Origin of the sequence: Methylophaga sp. UBA3613 (assembly GCF_002375415.1) — a bacterium.
In the GTDB taxonomy this organism is placed as follows: domain Bacteria; phylum Pseudomonadota; class Gammaproteobacteria; order Nitrosococcales; family Methylophagaceae; genus Methylophaga.
Genome location: NZ_DFLS01000008.1, coordinates 209,668 through 226,011, shown reverse-complemented (window position 1 = coordinate 226,011; position 16,344 = coordinate 209,668). Strand labels below are relative to the sequence as shown.

The following is a 16,344-nucleotide window of genomic DNA, read 5'->3' as shown; positions in this document are numbered from 1 at the left end:
AATAAACCGCGTATTTTGGATGAAAATCAGGATGTAGACAATTCGGCACTTGCCGCTTCAACACGATTACGGCCTGATTGCTTGGCACGATACATAGCCTGATCGGCTCTTTCTAACAAACGCCTGCGACTTTCATCGCCTGTTATTGCTTGAGCGACACCGATACTGACGGTAATTTTCCCGACCGTTTCGAACTCAACCATTTCAATATGTTGACGCAGACGTTCTGCCAGCGCCATGGCTTCATCCAATGCGTTATGCGATGCCAGGACAATAAATTCTTCACCGCCCCAGCGACCTAAATGGTCACTGACTCGCAGTTTTGATTGCACTTCCTCTGCAAGCCGGGTTAAAACCTGATCGCCCATATCATGACCATAGGTATCATTGACCGATTTAAAGCGGTCAACATCAAACAATAATACCGAGCATGGGTGTCCATAACGTTCGGCTGCGGCCAATTCGGCATCAATAGCCAATTCCATTCGATAGCGATTCCAGATTCGGGTCAACGTATCCGTATGTGCAATCTCTTTAAGCTGTTTATTAGCACGTTGTAATTCTTTGTTGAGTCGGTTGATTTGGTGCACCGTAATCGCTACTGCCAAATCTTCAGCCAAATCCTGCGCTGCATGCTGTTCATTTGCTGACCAGCGTTGAGCTTCACTCTCAATGGTTTCTACCCAAATTTCATGACCACGCTCTTCGACACGATGCAACGGATTCGATGTCTCAGCTTCTATTCTCTGTTTTTTCCCAACCCAACTGCATTGCATTTTCTCAGCGTCACGAAACAACAAAAGCCATCCGGATTGGTTGTGCTCTATTGGTAAAGGCACGGCCAATAGACCTGCCCGTTTTCGTAGGTTAACCAGGCTATCCAATGGGCTCCTTGACAGATGGTCACACGCCCAGCAGGCCTTATGGCCGATATTTTCTGTAAGCCATTTACCGACAAGGTCCAGCTCAAAGTTATCCAGAGTTTCCCCGGCACACCGCACTTGCTCCTGATATAACAAAGCGATGCCACTGCTATTAAACAACTCCATCCAGTTTTTGCCATATTTATCGAGCAATGTTGTCGGCTGGACAACTTTGTCACGTTCCGCTGAGAGCAGTTCACGGCTATTTAAGACCTGCTCCAGAAACTGGGCCTGTTGTCGGGCTTGCAATAAAAATAATCGTTGAGATGCCATTTGCACAAGATTAAAGGCAGCATCGCGTTCCGCTGCCGAGATATCACTTGCAGCGAAATGATGACAGGTCAGAATGCCCCATAGCCGTTGTTCATCTGTTACCGCGATGGATAATGAAGCGCCGATATTTATCTCGCACAGATACTGGTAGTGAAATGGGGATAATGCTCTGAGTACACCAGCCGTTAAATCCGGTGTTGGCAAATTGATTGAGTCTGAAGTCGGCACCAATGGCACGACCTTGGCATTGACATCGGGTACGTGACGCAATGGATTAACTGCATACCGATCTCTTACTATGCTGGGAATATCACTGGCAGGAAACCGGTAATTCAATAAACTTCTGGCAGGGTCACGGCACTCTTCCGCGATCGCAATGCGTTGCCAGTGCGAATCAAACTGACATAACAACACGCGGTCATAGCCCGTAACGGCCTGCACACTTTGCACAAGCATTTGTTGTAACTGACCAATTTGCTGAACCTGTGCCAAGCGACTCAACCATTCATTAACGATTGGCAATAAACGCTGTTCTCCGGAACGGGAGAGTGGCTCAAATTCCACGACGATGGATACATCGTAACGGTAAGCCATCACATGAAATCGCTGATATGATCCATTTACCTGACGATTAATAGTGAATGCCGCGGAAAGACGTGAGTTTTTAGTGAGCGCCTGCTGCAAGCGGTGTTGTAATTTGCCACCCAGAATATCTCTTGGTGACGACATCAGGGCTACATCTATTGAAACACCCAATATATTCTGCAAATTTGCACTGACCTGGAAAACTTTCTGTAAATCAGCATCAAAACGGATTAAACAACCGAAGGGCTGGATACCTTCAATCATAATCGCTGGATGATGTTGTTCTTCAAAAGTGCTTTCCACAGAATATTCTCCAACTAAAGATTGAAGCCCTCTACTGCTAAAAGAATTGTAGGCTCAAAACAATTAAAAATCAGAATATTAATCGGAGTTCTTATCCGCGCATTGCAGACAGCGGGTAACAGTGGGATCAAAAGTCAATCTAGCGTCTGTAATGGCTTCATCACAAAGATAACAAACACCAAAATCATCATTATTAATACGGTTTAAAGCACCTTCTATGGCTTGCAGTTTGCGTTTAAGGCTGAACTGGACTTCAATGGCAAGCTGTTGGTCCTGCAACTCATCCATACGTGACAAACGCCCAATTCGCGACTGATCAAGCTCCGCCACCTGATGTGAATCTTCAGTAAGTGATTGTTCCACTTCTTGTTTGAGTAAAAATAATCGTTGTCGATAATTTTCCAACTGCACAATATTCATTTGATTAAGGAAAAGCATTTCCATTAACGAAGCAACAGAATTGGGATATCACTCATCCTGACCATCTTGGCGGTATTGCTGCCGACCAGAAACTGGCGAATACGCGAATGCCCATAAGCACCCATTACCAACAAATCAATATCATTATCACGTTGATACTGATGCAAGGCGGGTTCTACTGCGCCTTGAATTAATGCTGCAGTGACATCAAAACCAACTCCAGTCAGGCGCTGTACAGCTGAATTTAATTGAGCTTGATGGTTATTATCATCTTCAGCCACCATAACAATGTGTGCTGGCATCCCCTTTAGCAAGTCACTTTCAGCAACCTTTTCCAATGCTTTGGTAGCCGTTTCACTGCCATCATAAGCAATCATAAACTGTTGTGGAGTGTTGAATTCAGGCAAGGTAATCAGAATCGGTTTATTCAATGCACGGATAACATTTTCCAGATGACTGCCCAGACTATGTGTTTCATTTTCATGAGCCTGGCCCTGACGACCTAACACCAGCACCCGAGTGTCATCCTGCAGATCAGACAAGGTTTCCATCAAACCGCCGTGACGTTGATGCGTGGTCACTTCAACTGCACCATGTTGTTGAGCTAATGCTCTGGCATCCTGCAAAATATTTTTGCCATGCTCCAAAGCCAGCCGACCACGCTTCTCGTCAAGCTTCACTAATTCTTCAAGCAGATGTTCCCGACTGCCTAACCCAATATTGCCAGACAGATTTTTACTGTTTTCAGGTTTGGGATATTCGGTCTTATCCAAAACATGCAATAAATCCAATGGTGCTTGCAACTTAGCACTCACCCAGGCTGACGCTTTACAAACTGAGGGCGAAGTTATCGAGCCATCAATACAGGCAATTATTTTTGTCATCTCTCTCAATCCTCTACTTATTAGTGACCGGCGAGTATTTTTTCGACTTCTTCTGGCTTATCGTGCACACCAAATCTGTCGACAATCGTCGCGGTGGCTTCATTCATGCCAACCAGCTCCACTTCAGTACCTTCACGACGGAATTTGAGCACTACCTTATCCAGTGCAGAAACAGCGGTGATATCCCAAAAGTGGGCATGGCTCAAATCAATCTCGACGGTATCCAGTGCTTCTTTAAAATCAAAAGCCGCAGCAAATTTATCCGATGATGCAAAGAAGATCTGACCTCTGATTTCATAGCGTCGCTTAGTATCCTGTTCACTGAGATCGCTTTTGACCACCATAAAGTGAGCAACTTTGTTGGCAAAAAACAAGGCAGCCAGTAACACACCAACAAACACCCCAATGGCCAGGTTATGTGTTGCAACAACAACCATTACCGTGACCACCATGACGATATTGGTTGAAAGCGGATGTTTTTTCAGGTCTCGTATTGATGCCCATGAAAAGGTACCAATCGAAACCATGATCATTACCGCTACCAAAGCAGCCATGGGAATCTGAACCAGCAGATCGTCCAGAACCAAAACCATAAACAATAAAAACAGACCGGCGGTCATCGTTGACAATCGTCCTCGCCCACCTGACTTGATATTGATAATTGACTGACCAATCATCGCACAGCCAGCCATACCACCCAAAAGCCCTGAACCGATATTCGCAACACCCTGACCTTTACATTCTCGGTTTTTATCACTGGAGGTATCGGTTAAATCATCAACAATGGTGGCCGTCATCATTGATTCCAATAAACCAACGACAGCTAAGGCCATCGCATAAGGGAAAATAATAGCCAGTGTTTCAAAAGTTAATGGTACATCGGGCCATAGAAAAATAGGCAAAGTATCGGGTAAATCGCCCATATCACCTACCGTGCGGATATCGATGTTAAACACAACTGCAACAACAGTCAGCACGATAATAGTGACTAATGGAGAAGGTAATAAACGGCCAATTGTAGGAATATAGGGAAAGAGATAAATAATGCCCAGCCCAGCAGCTGTCATGACATAAACGTGCCAGGTAACATTCGTCAACTCTGGTAATTGCGCCATAAAAATCAAAATAGCCAGCGCATTAACAAAGCCTGTCACCACTGAGCGTGAAACAAACCGCATTAAATTTCCCAGTTTTAAATAGCCCATTACTATCTGGATAATCCCGGTAAGCAAAGTGGCTGCCAACAGGTATTCCAAACCATGCTCTTTAACCAATGTCACCATTAATACCGCCATCGCCGCAGTGGCAGCAGAGATCATTCCTGGACGTCCACCCACGATGGAAATAATGACTGCAATACAAAAGGAAGCGTACAAACCCACTTTGGGATCAACACCAGCAATAATAGAAAAGGCGATGGCTTCAGGGATAAGCGCCAAAGCAACAACAATACCGGCGATCAAATCGGCACGGACATTGGAAAACCAATCTCGTTTAAGGTTTTGCAACATTAATTCAGTTTCCTGCGTTCAAAAGATTTTTTTCAGATAACAAATTATTGCCAAGCTGCGTGACATTATGATTTCGGCAGCTTTCATTAAACTGTGGTTATGACCTGCACAACCTCATTTTTGGCGGAGACGATGTGTTAAACATCACGGACCAGAAAGGTCCAGGGGGAAGTAATACGCTAGGGTGGATTACGCTTCACGTCAATAATTGGGCTTGTTTGGAAAACACGCCAATATACAGTAATTTACTGGACCTTCAAAACTTTACGGAAACCTTGCCAACTTAAACAACGCCTTATGCCCCAGATTTCTGGGCCGTTTGAATGCTACAATCTGCCCCTGATGCAAAGCTGCGGAGCACAAAGTGGAAAGCTACACTCTTATAACTGAATGGCTGGAGAACTACCCTCATCTCTACACGTTGATTGGCCTGAGCTTGTTGATCCTGATCTCATGGGTCGCTAACTGGCTGGTCAAGCGTATTCTGGTTCGCGGCGTCTATCGCATTCTCAAAAACAGTGAGTTAGGCCGTTATTCTTCTCTAGCGGATTCCTCTTTTATCCGGCGCATGGCGAATATTGTACCGGCGCTTATCCTCTCCGCTGGGATCGTCATCATTCCGAATATTTCGCCCGTCGCCGTGGCAGTAGTACAGAATGTCACTACAGCATTTATTGTATTAACCATTGCGCTTGGTATTGGCAGTTTACTGACCATTGTCAATGAGGCGTATAACAAACGCCCTGATGCACACTTGAAACCGATTAAAGGTTATATCCAGGTACTCAAAATCGCTATTTATGCGATTGCGGCGATTCTGATGATTGCCTCCCTGATTGACCGTTCGCCATTAATATTGTTATCCGGTTTGGGTGCAATGGCCGCGGTATTACTGTTGATCTTTCAGGACACATTGCTGTCACTGGTTGCCAGTGTGCAAATCAGTTCAAATGATTTGATCCGGGTTGGTGACTGGATTGAAATGGCCCCGCTCAATGCTGACGGTGATGTTATCGATATCGCGCTACATACCGTTAAAGTACAGAACTGGGATAAAACCATCAGCGTCATCCCCACCAAACGGTTTCTGACCGATCCGTTTAAAAACTGGCGTGGTATGCAGGAAGCTGGTGGGCGCAGGATTAAACGCAGTCTTTTGATTGATCAGCAAAGTATTCATTTTCTGTCAGAGGATGAACGCAAAAAACTGCACCGTTTCAGCCTGATGAATGACTATTTAAAGCAGAAACAGAAAGATATTGATGAATGGAATCAACAATTAGCGGAATGGGGTAAAGAACCCGTTAATACCCGAAGAATTACCAATATTGGCAGTTTCCGGGCTTATGTCGCCAATTATCTGAAGAATCATCCCAGCATTCATCAGAACTATACATTGATGTCCAGGCAACTTGAACCAACGGCCAATGGTCTGCCGTTAGAGATTTACTGTTTTACCAATACCACCAACTGGATTGAATACGAAGGCATTGCATCAGATATTTTTGACCATCTGTTGGCAATTATGCCGGAATTTGGTTTACGGGTGTTTCAGCAACCTAGTGGCTTTGATATGCGTGAACTTAGACCACAGCCATTGCCTCAGCAGGATCCTTCAGTCAGTCCAGCTTTGGGAGACGCCCCAAAAAAACAAGATTAAATCATTATTGACTTAATTCGCCCGGTTGCTACATCAGAGAAAGCTGACTGATTAAAAATGGATAGAAATCTTTCCACCGATAAACATAACGTAGCTCAGCTTATTCTGCTTTTGGCCGGATTAACGGCTATTGCCCCATTGGCAATTGATGCCTATCTGCCAGCAATGCCATTGATGGCATCTGAATTCGCTGTCAGCATTCACGATATTGAACTTTCACTGAGTTTATTTCTGGCCGGTTTTGCTGTCGGTCAGTTGACCGGCGGGCCTTTGTCCGATCACTTTGGTCGGCGTCGTGTCATCTTTGTTGGTCTCACCTTGTTCTGCATTGCCAGCATGGGCATTGTGCTCAGCCATACCCTTTATGGATTATGGATATGGCGAGTCATTCAGGCCATTGGTGGTGGTATGGCAATCGTTAACTCCTCGGCTGTAATTCGTGATATCAGCAGTGGTCGGGACAGCGCACGCTATCTCTCACATATGGCCATTATTATGATGATTGCCCCATTGATTGCCCCGCTAATCGGCACCCTTTGTCTTTATCTCGCTGGCTGGCATTCTATTTTTATTGTGTTATTTGTCTATGCATTGCTCATCGGACTGCTATTGCATCGCCTTTTGCCAGAAACCCGACAAATCAGTACCCACAAGACATCAGCGTTACGACGCTATATCGAAGTATTGTCGCACCGGAAAGCATTGGCCTATCTTGCAGCACAAAGTTTTACCTATGGAGGTCTATTTAGTTTTATTACCGCCTCACCATCGGTATATATGGTCTATTTTGGTGTTTCAGCTTCGGTCTATCCGTTCTTGTTTGGCATTAATGTGGTGATGATGATTGTAGTCAATCGCATTAACGTCAGATTATTACTTTTTTACGATCCGCCCTGCCTGTTAAGACTTGGACAAATTATCCAGGTCATTACCGGCGTATTGATGCTCATGTATATTCTGATCAGTCCAGATCCGTCATTAAGCATGATAGTTTTTGGCATCATGATATTTATTGGATCGCAGGCGCTTATCGTCTCCAATGCCATCGCCAGTACTGTGGAATTCTTTCCACGCAGCAGTGCTACCGCCACTGCTGTGCTGGGCTCGTTTGGTTTTTTATCGGGTGCAGCCAGTGGCTTACTGGTCAGTTCCCTGGGTGATGGCAGTCTTTGGCCAATGATTACTGTCATGACCGGCTGTGCAGTTTCAGGACTCACTCTTAAAACATTGATTTTGCGTAGCTGTCGTAATAATCCGCAAATAAAAAACGGCTGTTAACGTTGCATTAACCCTCAAACAACTAGATTGACTGTCATATTGACACTCATCTCTAGGGAGCGCGTTATCAGGTGAACGTTAACAGCCGACAACATTATTTAAAAAAACTGGTTTTTCTGCCATTACTGATGCTTACTGCATGCAGTATCACTCCAGAGCAACCGGATTATGCAGCGTTAATATCTGCAGAGCAGCAACGCGTTGAACAATGGCAGAATTTTCCGCAACAAACCGACGTCGCTTATCTGAATGATTTGATCGATACCGATATGTTTGACGGATTATTGCAAACAGCAATGAAATCCAATCCCAGTCTGCAACAAACCTTGCTCACCTTACAGATCCGTCAATCACAACTGACTCAGGCTTCAGCCGAAAAGCGCCCAATTATCAGCAGCGGATTTTCAGCACTCAACAGTAGTGGTACTGATGCCAGTTTTGGTGCCGATCTCAGTGTCAGCTGGCAAGCTGATTTATGGGGAAAACTGGCCGATAATGAACGTGCTGCAGAGCTTGATATCACCGAACAAAACCTGCTTTATCAGTCAGCACGTGACACGCTGGCTGCTGAAGTCATGCAGGTCTGGCTAACACTGATTGCCCAGCAACGAGCGATTAATATTGAACAGCAACGCAATGACAGTCTGCAGCAAACCGAAAGCTTTATTTTGCAACGTTACCGCCAAGGGCTGGGCACGCTTGAAGACCTGGATCTTGCTCGTAGCGCGGTCGCCACCTCTTCAGCCAGTGTGGAGAGCTTAACTGAAAACTATCGCCAGCAATCTATTCAGCTGAAAACCTTGATTGGGCAGGTAGATAATCCACAGTTTACTCTACCCATTAATTATCCCGAAGTAGTCATTCCGGAAATTGATCTGCCCCAACAATCATTGAATCGTCGGCCGGATCTGTTAGCGGCCTATGCGGCCATTCAAGCGGCCAGTGCCAGGACCGAGGTTGCCTATAAAGACTTGTTACCCAGTCTGAATCTGCAGGCAGTGTTAGAAGATGTTGGCAGCTCTCCACGCGCCAGTTTATTTACTGCCCCGGTATGGAGTTTACTGGGCCAGTTAACCGCACCGTTATATCAGGGCGGACAGTTACGTGCTGAGGCAGAAATTAGCGAATTGGATACAGCAATTGCCTATCAGCAATATCGTGACACTTTGCTCAATGCAGTAACAGAAATTGAGCAGGCTTTAAGTCAGGAACAGGCCTTGCTTAAACGCCAGCAACATATCGAAACCGCTTTGGCGAGTGCGGAAAATAATCTGCAACAGTATCAGGCTAATTATCGTAGTGGCTTATTTACTATTCTGGATCTGTTAACCGTGCAGCAGCAGACCTATGACTTGCAGGCACAACTTGATGATCTGATTTACCAGCGTTTATTAAATCGTATCTCACTGGGACTGGCTTTGGGGCTGGAGGTTAGAGCATGACCAAATTTGTTCAATGGCTGGTGTTTCTGGGTGCACTGCTTGTATTAGTTGGTGTTTATTTTCTGAGTCAATATCAAATTGATCGTTTTGCCAACCGTTCGTTACCTGTCCGTGAAGTCCCAGAAATACGACCTGAAGTCTCTGTAAAAACGGTTGAGCCGGCTACGCATCGATCACGTGTCAGTGCCTTTGGTGCCACAGAACCCCATTACACAATAAATCTGACCACGCAGGTTGCCGGACAAGTCGAACAGATATCGCCACAGTTTGAAACCGGCTACCGCCTGAAAAAAGGCGAACAGATGCTGCGTCTGGAAAACAGTGATTACCGTGCAGCGGTGGCCGCAGCCAAACAACAACTGGCGGAAGCACGGCTCGCTTATCTACAGGAAGAACGGCAAGGCTTGCAAGCAAAGGCAGAATGGCTGGCTTCCGGTTTGGAAGGAGATCCTGATTCGGAACTGGTATTACGTATTCCTCAATTAGCCAGTGCAGCGGCAAGTGTTGCCAATGCTGAAGCATTATTAACCAGCGCTGAAAAAGACATACAGCAAAGCCTGATCAAAGCCCCGTTTGATGCATTAGTGATCAGCCGCGATGTCTCACCTGGCAGTTATCTGCAAACCGGAACCCAGGTGGCATCCCTCTACAGCACTGACTGGGTTGAAGTAAAAGTCTCGCTGTCGGATCGTGAATGGCAGAGTCTGCCGGATGCCAGTACTTTAACCACAGGTGATTGGCCGGTGACTCTGCAGGCGGTTGAAGGTGCAGCTACCTGGCAGGGAAAAGTTCTGCGGATTGAACAACATCTGGATGGTACTACTCGACAACGTTCGTTGATTGTCGGGGTAGATAAACCGTTGGATCAGCAACCTGCTCTTTATCCGGGGGTATTTGTTGAAGTCAGTCTGGCAGGACGTCAGATGGATAATCTATGGCAGGTCCCAACGACCAGTCTTAGTCAACGGGGCGAGATATGGTACGTAACGGCCGACAATATTCTTGCAAAATTCCCCACCTCGCCTGTTTTCAGTGATGAAAACTACATTTATATACGCCCACCGCAACAACTGGCTGATTTTCCCCAACAGATTTTGTTACAGCCTATCAGCAGTTATGTAGAAGGCATGGCCGTGGCCCCGATTGAGATAGTAAATAATGAGTAAGCTCATCGGCCGTAGCGGTATTATCGGCTGGTTTGCCACCAATCCGGTCGCCGCCAATTTATTAATGTTAGTGGTGATTATCCTCGGCTTAATGTCGGTGGGTGATCTGCGTAAGGAGGCTTTTCCCAGCAGCGAACCGGACAGCCTGACTATTTCTATTTCCTACGACAGCGGTTCGGCGAAACTGTCCGAGGAAGGTCTGGCAATCAAAATTGAAGAGCAGCTGGAAGGCATCATCGGGATTAAAACCATTACCAGTGAGTCGACTCGCAGTGGGGTCACCGTCACGGTGGAAATGCAGAGTGGTTATGATCTCGACATCCTGATGCGTGATGTAAAAGCGCAGGTGGATGCCATATCGACCTTTCCGACAGAGGCTAAAAATCCTGTTATCAGCAAAGCTGAACGTGAAGAACATGCTATCTGGCTGCAACTCTACGGTGATACTGATCGCCATACCCTGCAGCAACTTGCCGAGTCTCTTAAGGCCGATTTGCTTAATAAGTCAACCATCAACCGGGTGACCATTTCCGGTTGGCTGGATCCGATGATGATGATTGAAATTGATGATGGCCGTTTGCAATCCTATGGCCTGTCATTAACGGATGTTGAAAATGCGATCAACACTAATTCGTCCACGCCACTGACAGCGGTATTACGCAATGAAAGTATTTATCTGCAGCTTAATGCTTCCGAACAGGCGTATTTAAAGGAGGATTTTGCCAAAATCCCGTTACTGACCGGCGATAACGGACAGCAAATCCTGCTAGGTGATGTAGCCGATATTCTTGATAGCTTTGATGATGATACCTCCATATTGTCTAGGTTTCAGGCTAAAGAAAGTATCGGGGTTCAGGTTGTAACCACCGGACTGGATGATATCGCCGACTCTGTAGCCGACGCCTATGATGTGGTGGAAGTCTGGCAAAACAGTAATAAACTGCCGGCTCAGGTTGAACTGGCCACCTGGTATGACCGAAGTACCAGCATTATGGATCGTCTGAGTTTATTGATTAAAAATGCACTGACCGGCATCGTGCTGGTGTTTGTGTTGCTTGCAGTATTTTTAAACCTGACTGTCGCCTTCTGGGTAGCAATGGGACTGCCATTTGTATTTCTCGGCACCTTATTTTTTATGGGCGACTCTTATGCCGGTTTATCGCTCAACTCCTTTACCACTTTCGGCTTTTTGATGGCTCTGGGCATTATTGTCGATGATGCGGTGGTGGTCGGTGAAAGTATTTATAGCGTTCGATCCCGGGAAGGTGACACGTTACGTAATACCATTAAAGGTACGATGAGAGTTGCCGTGCCCACAATGTTTGGCGTATTTACCACGGTAGTGGCTTTTTTTGCATTATCACAAATTGAAGGTCGGCTCGGCGAACTCTATTCGCAGTTTGCAGCGGTAGTTGCCATTGCCCTGCTGATGTCGTTGGTTGAGTCGAAATTAATTCTACCCGCGCATCTGGCGCATTTAAACACTCATAAAAAACCTTCACAAAACATACTGGCCACTGGATGGCGAAAAGTTCAGCAAGCGGCTGATGGCGGTCTACAGTGGTTTGCTGAAAAAATCTATCAACCGGCCATTGAGTTTGGTTTGCAGTTTCGCTATGGCGTAATAATGGTCTTCATGATGATATTTATCATCGTGTTTTCAATGCCGTTTAATGGCAATATCCGAATGAGTTTCTTTCCATCCATTCCGGGCGATACAGTACGGGCCAGCATTGCCATGCATAAAGATGTCAGCTTTGGTCGCACCCACGAAACCCTGCTGATGATGGAACGCACAGCCTATGAAACCGATAAGGCTCTGCAAGCTGATAAGGATGCAAACACTACCGGTATAGCCAATCTGCAACTGATATCCCAGGCGGATCACAGTGGTGGCGTCACGGTAGAGTTGGCCGAAAATTCACCTTATGATTTGGTTGAGTTTCGCAGAGAATGGGAAAAGCGGGTTGGAATGCCGGAAGCTGTACGCAGTTTACGGATCCAGAGTGGCCGCCAGGCAGATGATGCATTGCGGGTGGAGTTACGTTCCAACGATGATGATGTTCTGACGCTGGCAGGCGCAGAATTGTATAAATTACTGGAACCAATGCCGGGTATTATTGGTTTGGAAGATAATCTGCAACCCGGTCAACCTCAGTTACAACTTAAACTCAATCAGCAGGGCCGTGCATTGGGTCTCAGTACCGATGAACTTGCCAGACAGATCCTGCAGGGCTTTAGCGGACAGGTCGTGCAGCGTTACCAGCGAAACAGCGATGAAATTGAAGTCAAAGTCCGTTACCCGGAAGCAGACCGACAAAACCCCGCTGATGTGTTGAAATCCAGAGTAAGACTGGAGGATGGCACGGTTATTCCGTTATCCAGTGTGGCTGATGTCAGTTATGGCTTTACCCGTGACAGCATTACCCGGATTGATGCTAAGCGAGCCATCTATCTATCCGCTGATGTAGATAAGGATTTACTCTCCATCACCGAATTTGTTGCTCAGTTAAAACGGGATGTTGTGCCCCAGCTGGAAGCCAAATATCCAGGTCTGACCATCTATTTTGCCGGTGAAGCGGCTGAACAGGAAGAAACACAATCTTCAATGTTAAATCTGTTTTTACTGGCCATGCTGGGCATTTATATGCTGCTGGCAATACCGTTGAAATCCTATATTCAACCGCTGTTAATCATGACCGCTATACCGTTTGGTATTGTCGGCGCATTACTCGGGCACTGGATGAATGATCTGTCATTGGGAATATTATCGCTCAACGGTATTATCGCTCTGAGTGGTGTTGTGGTGAATGACAGTCTGTTATTGGTCTCAAGATTTAATGATTTAAAACAGGAATATACTGATATACGTCAGGCCATTATGTTATCGGCCAGAGATCGTTTGAGAGCGGTATTACTGACCTCTTTCACCACCTTTGCCGGACTGATGCCATTGCTAGGCGAAACGTCCAGGCAGGCACAGTTCCTTATTCCAGCGGCGGTATCATTGGCCTATGGCATTATGTTCGCCACCGTGATTACCTTGATATTGATTCCGTTGTTATTGATGATTCAGCATGATGTGGCGCAATATTTTCATCGTGGTAGCAAAGTGGTATTACCCGCAACAGAACAAGGACCGGCATCATGATTAGTGTATTACTTATTGAAGATGATCTCGATCTGGCGCAAACCGTGATGGATTATCTGCAACTGGAGGCCATCAGCTGCGATCATGCCAGTAATGGCGCTGCAGGTCTGAATTTATTACAACAGAATTATTATGATGTGCTGTTGCTGGATCTGAATCTGCCACGTATTGATGGTTTGACAGTGTGTGAGCGTCTGCGTAGTGAAGGTTCAGATATCCCCGTTTTAATGCTCACTGCCCGCGATCAGCTTATTGATAAACAGGCAGGTTTTGCCGCCGGTACCGACGATTATCTGGTTAAACCGTTTGAACTAAAAGAGCTGGTAATGCGTATTCAGGCATTATCACGCAGACGAAGTGGTCAGACACAATTATTGCGTTGTGGCGATCTGCAAATGAATTTACAGCAACGCCAACTCAGCAGAGCCGATATCAACCTGCATCTATCCCCTATCGGCTGGCGAATTCTGGAGTTGCTGCTACGGGAATCACCCAATGTGGTCAGCCGGCAACGACTGGAGATAGCAATATGGGGTGAGGAAGTGCCGGACAGTGACAGTCTGAAAGTGCATCTGCATCATTTACGTAAAACGATTGATGGAGGCTTTGATACAGGATTACTTCAGACTATCCCGGGTATTGGCATTGCCATCAGGGCTGATAATGAAAGCTAAAATAAGTCTTAAACGACTAATAACCTTAAGTTTTTTATTATTTGGCGGCACCATTGTGCTCGGTTATTCATTATTAAGCGCCCATTTTTTTATTCGTGGCATGGATAATATTGTGACAGGCGGGATGGAAAACGCTGCGCTGACCTATCTTGCCAGTAACAAACCCCTGGCGGAAAATGAACTGGTTAATTTTCGCGGTAGTCAGTTATCCAGACGATGGGAGGCACAACCTGCAGACATTCGACAGGTGTTTACTGATCCCCCAACGCGCAGTGGTGAATTAATCAAGCGAGATGATTCTCACTGGTTTGAACGCCCGGACAAAGTCTATTTTGCCCTCAAAGTCGATTTGGAAAACCAGTCGGTTTATATCAGCAGAACCCTCTCCCGGGAGAATGTATCCAGCCTGGTAGGTCGTAATATGGCCGATAGCATGCGTTTATTATTAGGCGTCAGTGCATTAATTGCCTTGACGCTAATGCTGATCACCTGGCTATTGATGCGGAGTATCTCGACACCAGTAGCCCGGCTGAATAACTGGACACAATCATTAACCCCGGAGAATCTGTCCCAGCCGCCACCGGACTTTCTCTATCCGGAACTCAATCAAATGGCCAGACTGATCCAGAACAGTCTGTCATCGGTTCAGCGCAGCCTGGATCGTGAGCACCGCTTCCTGCGCTATACCAGTCATGAACTGCGTACACCTATCAGTGTTATTCGTAATAATATCGAGTTGCAGTACAAAGTATTACAACAGTCCGCTTCCAGTTTGAACCCGATGCAAAAGGATATTGCCGACCGGATTGATCGTGCCAGTATTACCATGCAGCATCTCACGGAAACTTTGCTCTGGTTAAGCCGTGAAGATAACGAAAAACTACCTGAATCAGTAGTAGAGATTGATAAACTGCTGTTGGAAATCACCGCAGAGATGCGTTATCTATTGCGTGATAAAACCGTTGAATTGATTGTAGAAACCCACCCCTATCAATGTTCAATAAGTGCCGTGGCAGCACGAATTGTCTTAGGTAATCTGATACGCAATGCATTCCAGCATACCTGGGAAGGTCAGGTCATTATCAGCCAACAGGGATCCCAGATCAGTATTGTAAATCGACAGTTTAATGCTGATATTGATGTTGCACCGACTGAATTGGGCTTTGGCCTTGGCCTGCAACTCACTGCTCAATTAACCGAAAAACTCGGCTGGTCTTATCAGAATATTGCCAATGAAAATGGCCACAATGTGATTCTTGATATAACACCTCGTGAAACCAGCTAGGTTTTACTGACAAACTGACGATAAAACTGTATTGCAGTGCGTCCACTATGACTGGCCCGACGCATGGCAAATTGCTTGGCCTGTTCGTGCAATAAATCCCGATCAACAGCGATATTCACAAACAGGCTGTCAACCATGTCCAGGTAGGTATCCCAACTATGGGGATAAAATGAAAGCCACAGACCAAAGCGGTCTGATAAGGCTAGTTTGTCTTCAAGGCTGTCAGTATAGTGAACCTCACCATCGACCACCCGACTCGCCTGATTTTCAGATTGCTGCTCGGGCATCAGATGTCGACGATTCGATGTGGCATAAATCCGTACATGTTCTGGCGGTAATTCCAGTCCACCTTCCAGCAGACTTTTAAGCGGTTTGAAGCCCTCATCACCCTCTTCAAATGACAAATCATCACAAAAGATCACAAAGCGAAAAGGTCTGTCTTCCAGATCATCAAGAATTTCCGGTAACCAGTTAAGTTCAGCTTTATCAATCTGCAGAATACGTAATCCCTGATCGGCAAACTGATTCAACACCGCTTTAATCAGTGATGATTTACCGGTTCCCCGTGCCCCCCATAACAGAGCATGATTACTGGTTTCTCCCTCAACAAAACGACGGGTATTTTCCACCAGTTGCTGCTTTTGCTGCTCAATACCGATCAGCTGATCCAGTTGAACAGGATCCAAACGGGTAATGGCTTTAAGTTTTTGGCTGTGCGCACGCCAAACGGCAGCATGTATTTGATGCCAATCCAGGTTATTCATCTGTTATCTTCCTGTGGTCGAACTA

Annotated in this window: 12 protein-coding genes; 7 read left to right on the top strand and 5 right to left on the bottom strand. The window is 46.0% G+C overall.

Annotation, left to right across the window (positions count from 1 at the left end):
• Nucleotides 1-26 precede the first annotated feature (26 nt).
• The 4 genes from B3S93_RS10955 to B3S93_RS10940 all read right to left on the bottom strand — a co-directional run bounded on the left by B3S93_RS10955 (nucleotide 27) and on the right by B3S93_RS10940 (nucleotide 4,899).
• The gene (locus B3S93_RS10955) at nucleotides 27-2,084 is read right to left on the bottom strand and encodes a sensor domain-containing diguanylate cyclase (protein WP_292402083.1); all 2,058 of its coding nucleotides are present in this window, start codon (nucleotides 2,082-2,084) and stop codon (nucleotides 27-29) included.
• 78 nt (nucleotides 2,085-2,162) lie between these two features.
• The gene (locus tag B3S93_RS10950) at nucleotides 2,163-2,528 is read right to left on the bottom strand and encodes a TraR/DksA family transcriptional regulator (protein WP_292748817.1); all 366 of its coding nucleotides are present in this window, start codon (nucleotides 2,526-2,528) and stop codon (nucleotides 2,163-2,165) included.
• Nucleotides 2,528-3,388, bottom strand: coding sequence for a universal stress protein (locus tag B3S93_RS10945; RefSeq protein ID WP_292748814.1), 861 nt, complete (start codon nucleotides 3,386-3,388; stop codon nucleotides 2,528-2,530). Before B3S93_RS10945 ends, B3S93_RS10950 begins: the two co-directional genes overlap by 1 nt.
• 20 nt (nucleotides 3,389-3,408) lie before the next feature.
• Nucleotides 3,409-4,899, bottom strand: coding sequence for a SulP family inorganic anion transporter (locus B3S93_RS10940; RefSeq protein WP_292354827.1), 1,491 nt, complete (start codon nucleotides 4,897-4,899; stop codon nucleotides 3,409-3,411).
• Between the two features lie 364 nt (nucleotides 4,900-5,263).
• Between B3S93_RS10940 and B3S93_RS10935 the strand changes: the two genes are divergently transcribed.
• From B3S93_RS10935 to B3S93_RS10905, 7 genes are all read left to right on the top strand, one after another.
• Entirely contained in the window at nucleotides 5,264-6,559 is a 1,296-nt protein-coding gene (locus B3S93_RS10935; RefSeq protein ID WP_292402075.1) for a mechanosensitive ion channel family protein, read from the top strand.
• Nucleotides 6,560-6,616: 57 nt separating this feature from the next.
• On the top strand, nucleotides 6,617-7,837 hold the full coding sequence (locus B3S93_RS10930; protein ID WP_292402072.1) for a multidrug effflux MFS transporter: 1,221 nt from the start codon (nucleotides 6,617-6,619) through the stop codon (nucleotides 7,835-7,837).
• A gap of 71 nt (nucleotides 7,838-7,908) precedes the next feature.
• The gene (locus tag B3S93_RS10925) at nucleotides 7,909-9,279 is read left to right on the top strand and encodes a TolC family protein (protein WP_292402069.1); all 1,371 of its coding nucleotides are present in this window, start codon (nucleotides 7,909-7,911) and stop codon (nucleotides 9,277-9,279) included.
• A complete protein-coding gene (locus B3S93_RS10920) occupies nucleotides 9,276-10,445 on the top strand; it encodes an efflux RND transporter periplasmic adaptor subunit (RefSeq protein WP_292402066.1) in 1,170 nt (389 codons plus the stop codon). The genes B3S93_RS10925 and B3S93_RS10920 overlap by 4 nt, the downstream gene beginning before the upstream one ends.
• Nucleotides 10,438-13,596 carry an efflux RND transporter permease subunit gene (locus tag B3S93_RS10915; protein WP_292402064.1) on the top strand — a complete coding sequence of 1,053 codons (3,159 nt, stop codon included), beginning with the start codon at nucleotides 10,438-10,440 and terminating at the stop codon, nucleotides 13,594-13,596. Before B3S93_RS10920 ends, B3S93_RS10915 begins: the two co-directional genes overlap by 8 nt.
• A complete protein-coding gene (locus B3S93_RS10910; protein WP_292402061.1) occupies nucleotides 13,593-14,270 on the top strand; it encodes a response regulator transcription factor in 678 nt (225 codons plus the stop codon). Before B3S93_RS10915 ends, B3S93_RS10910 begins: the two co-directional genes overlap by 4 nt.
• Complete coding sequence (locus tag B3S93_RS10905) at nucleotides 14,260-15,555, top strand: sensor histidine kinase (RefSeq protein WP_292748810.1); 1,296 nt, start codon at nucleotides 14,260-14,262, stop codon at nucleotides 15,553-15,555. Before B3S93_RS10910 ends, B3S93_RS10905 begins: the two co-directional genes overlap by 11 nt.
• Here B3S93_RS10905 and B3S93_RS10900 read toward each other — a convergent pair.
• The gene (locus B3S93_RS10900; protein ID WP_292748807.1) at nucleotides 15,552-16,319 is read right to left on the bottom strand and encodes an ATP-binding protein; all 768 of its coding nucleotides are present in this window, start codon (nucleotides 16,317-16,319) and stop codon (nucleotides 15,552-15,554) included. The genes B3S93_RS10905 and B3S93_RS10900 overlap by 4 nt on opposite strands.
• Nucleotides 16,320-16,344: the final 25 nt, after the last annotated feature.

Excerpts from the sequence above, each read along its gene's own strand:
- B3S93_RS10950 (WP_292748817.1), bottom strand. The coding sequence starts at position 2,528 with ATGGAAATGCTTTTCCTTAATCAAATGAATATTGTGCAGTTGGAAAAT.
- B3S93_RS10945 (WP_292748814.1), bottom strand. The coding sequence starts at position 3,388 with ATGACAAAAATAATTGCCTGTATTGATGGCTCGATAACTTCGCCCTCA.
- B3S93_RS10940 (WP_292354827.1), bottom strand. The coding sequence starts at position 4,899 with ATGTTGCAAAACCTTAAACGAGATTGGTTTTCCAATGTCCGTGCCGAT.
- B3S93_RS10930 (WP_292402072.1), top strand. The coding sequence starts at position 6,617 with ATGGATAGAAATCTTTCCACCGATAAACATAACGTAGCTCAGCTTATT.
- B3S93_RS10920 (WP_292402066.1), top strand. The coding sequence starts at position 9,276 with ATGACCAAATTTGTTCAATGGCTGGTGTTTCTGGGTGCACTGCTTGTA.
- B3S93_RS10915 (WP_292402064.1), top strand. The coding sequence starts at position 10,438 with ATGAGTAAGCTCATCGGCCGTAGCGGTATTATCGGCTGGTTTGCCACC.
- B3S93_RS10910 (WP_292402061.1), top strand. The coding sequence starts at position 13,593 with ATGATTAGTGTATTACTTATTGAAGATGATCTCGATCTGGCGCAAACC.
- B3S93_RS10905 (WP_292748810.1), top strand. The coding sequence starts at position 14,260 with ATGAAAGCTAAAATAAGTCTTAAACGACTAATAACCTTAAGTTTTTTA.
- B3S93_RS10900 (WP_292748807.1), bottom strand. The coding sequence starts at position 16,319 with ATGAATAACCTGGATTGGCATCAAATACATGCTGCCGTTTGGCGTGCG.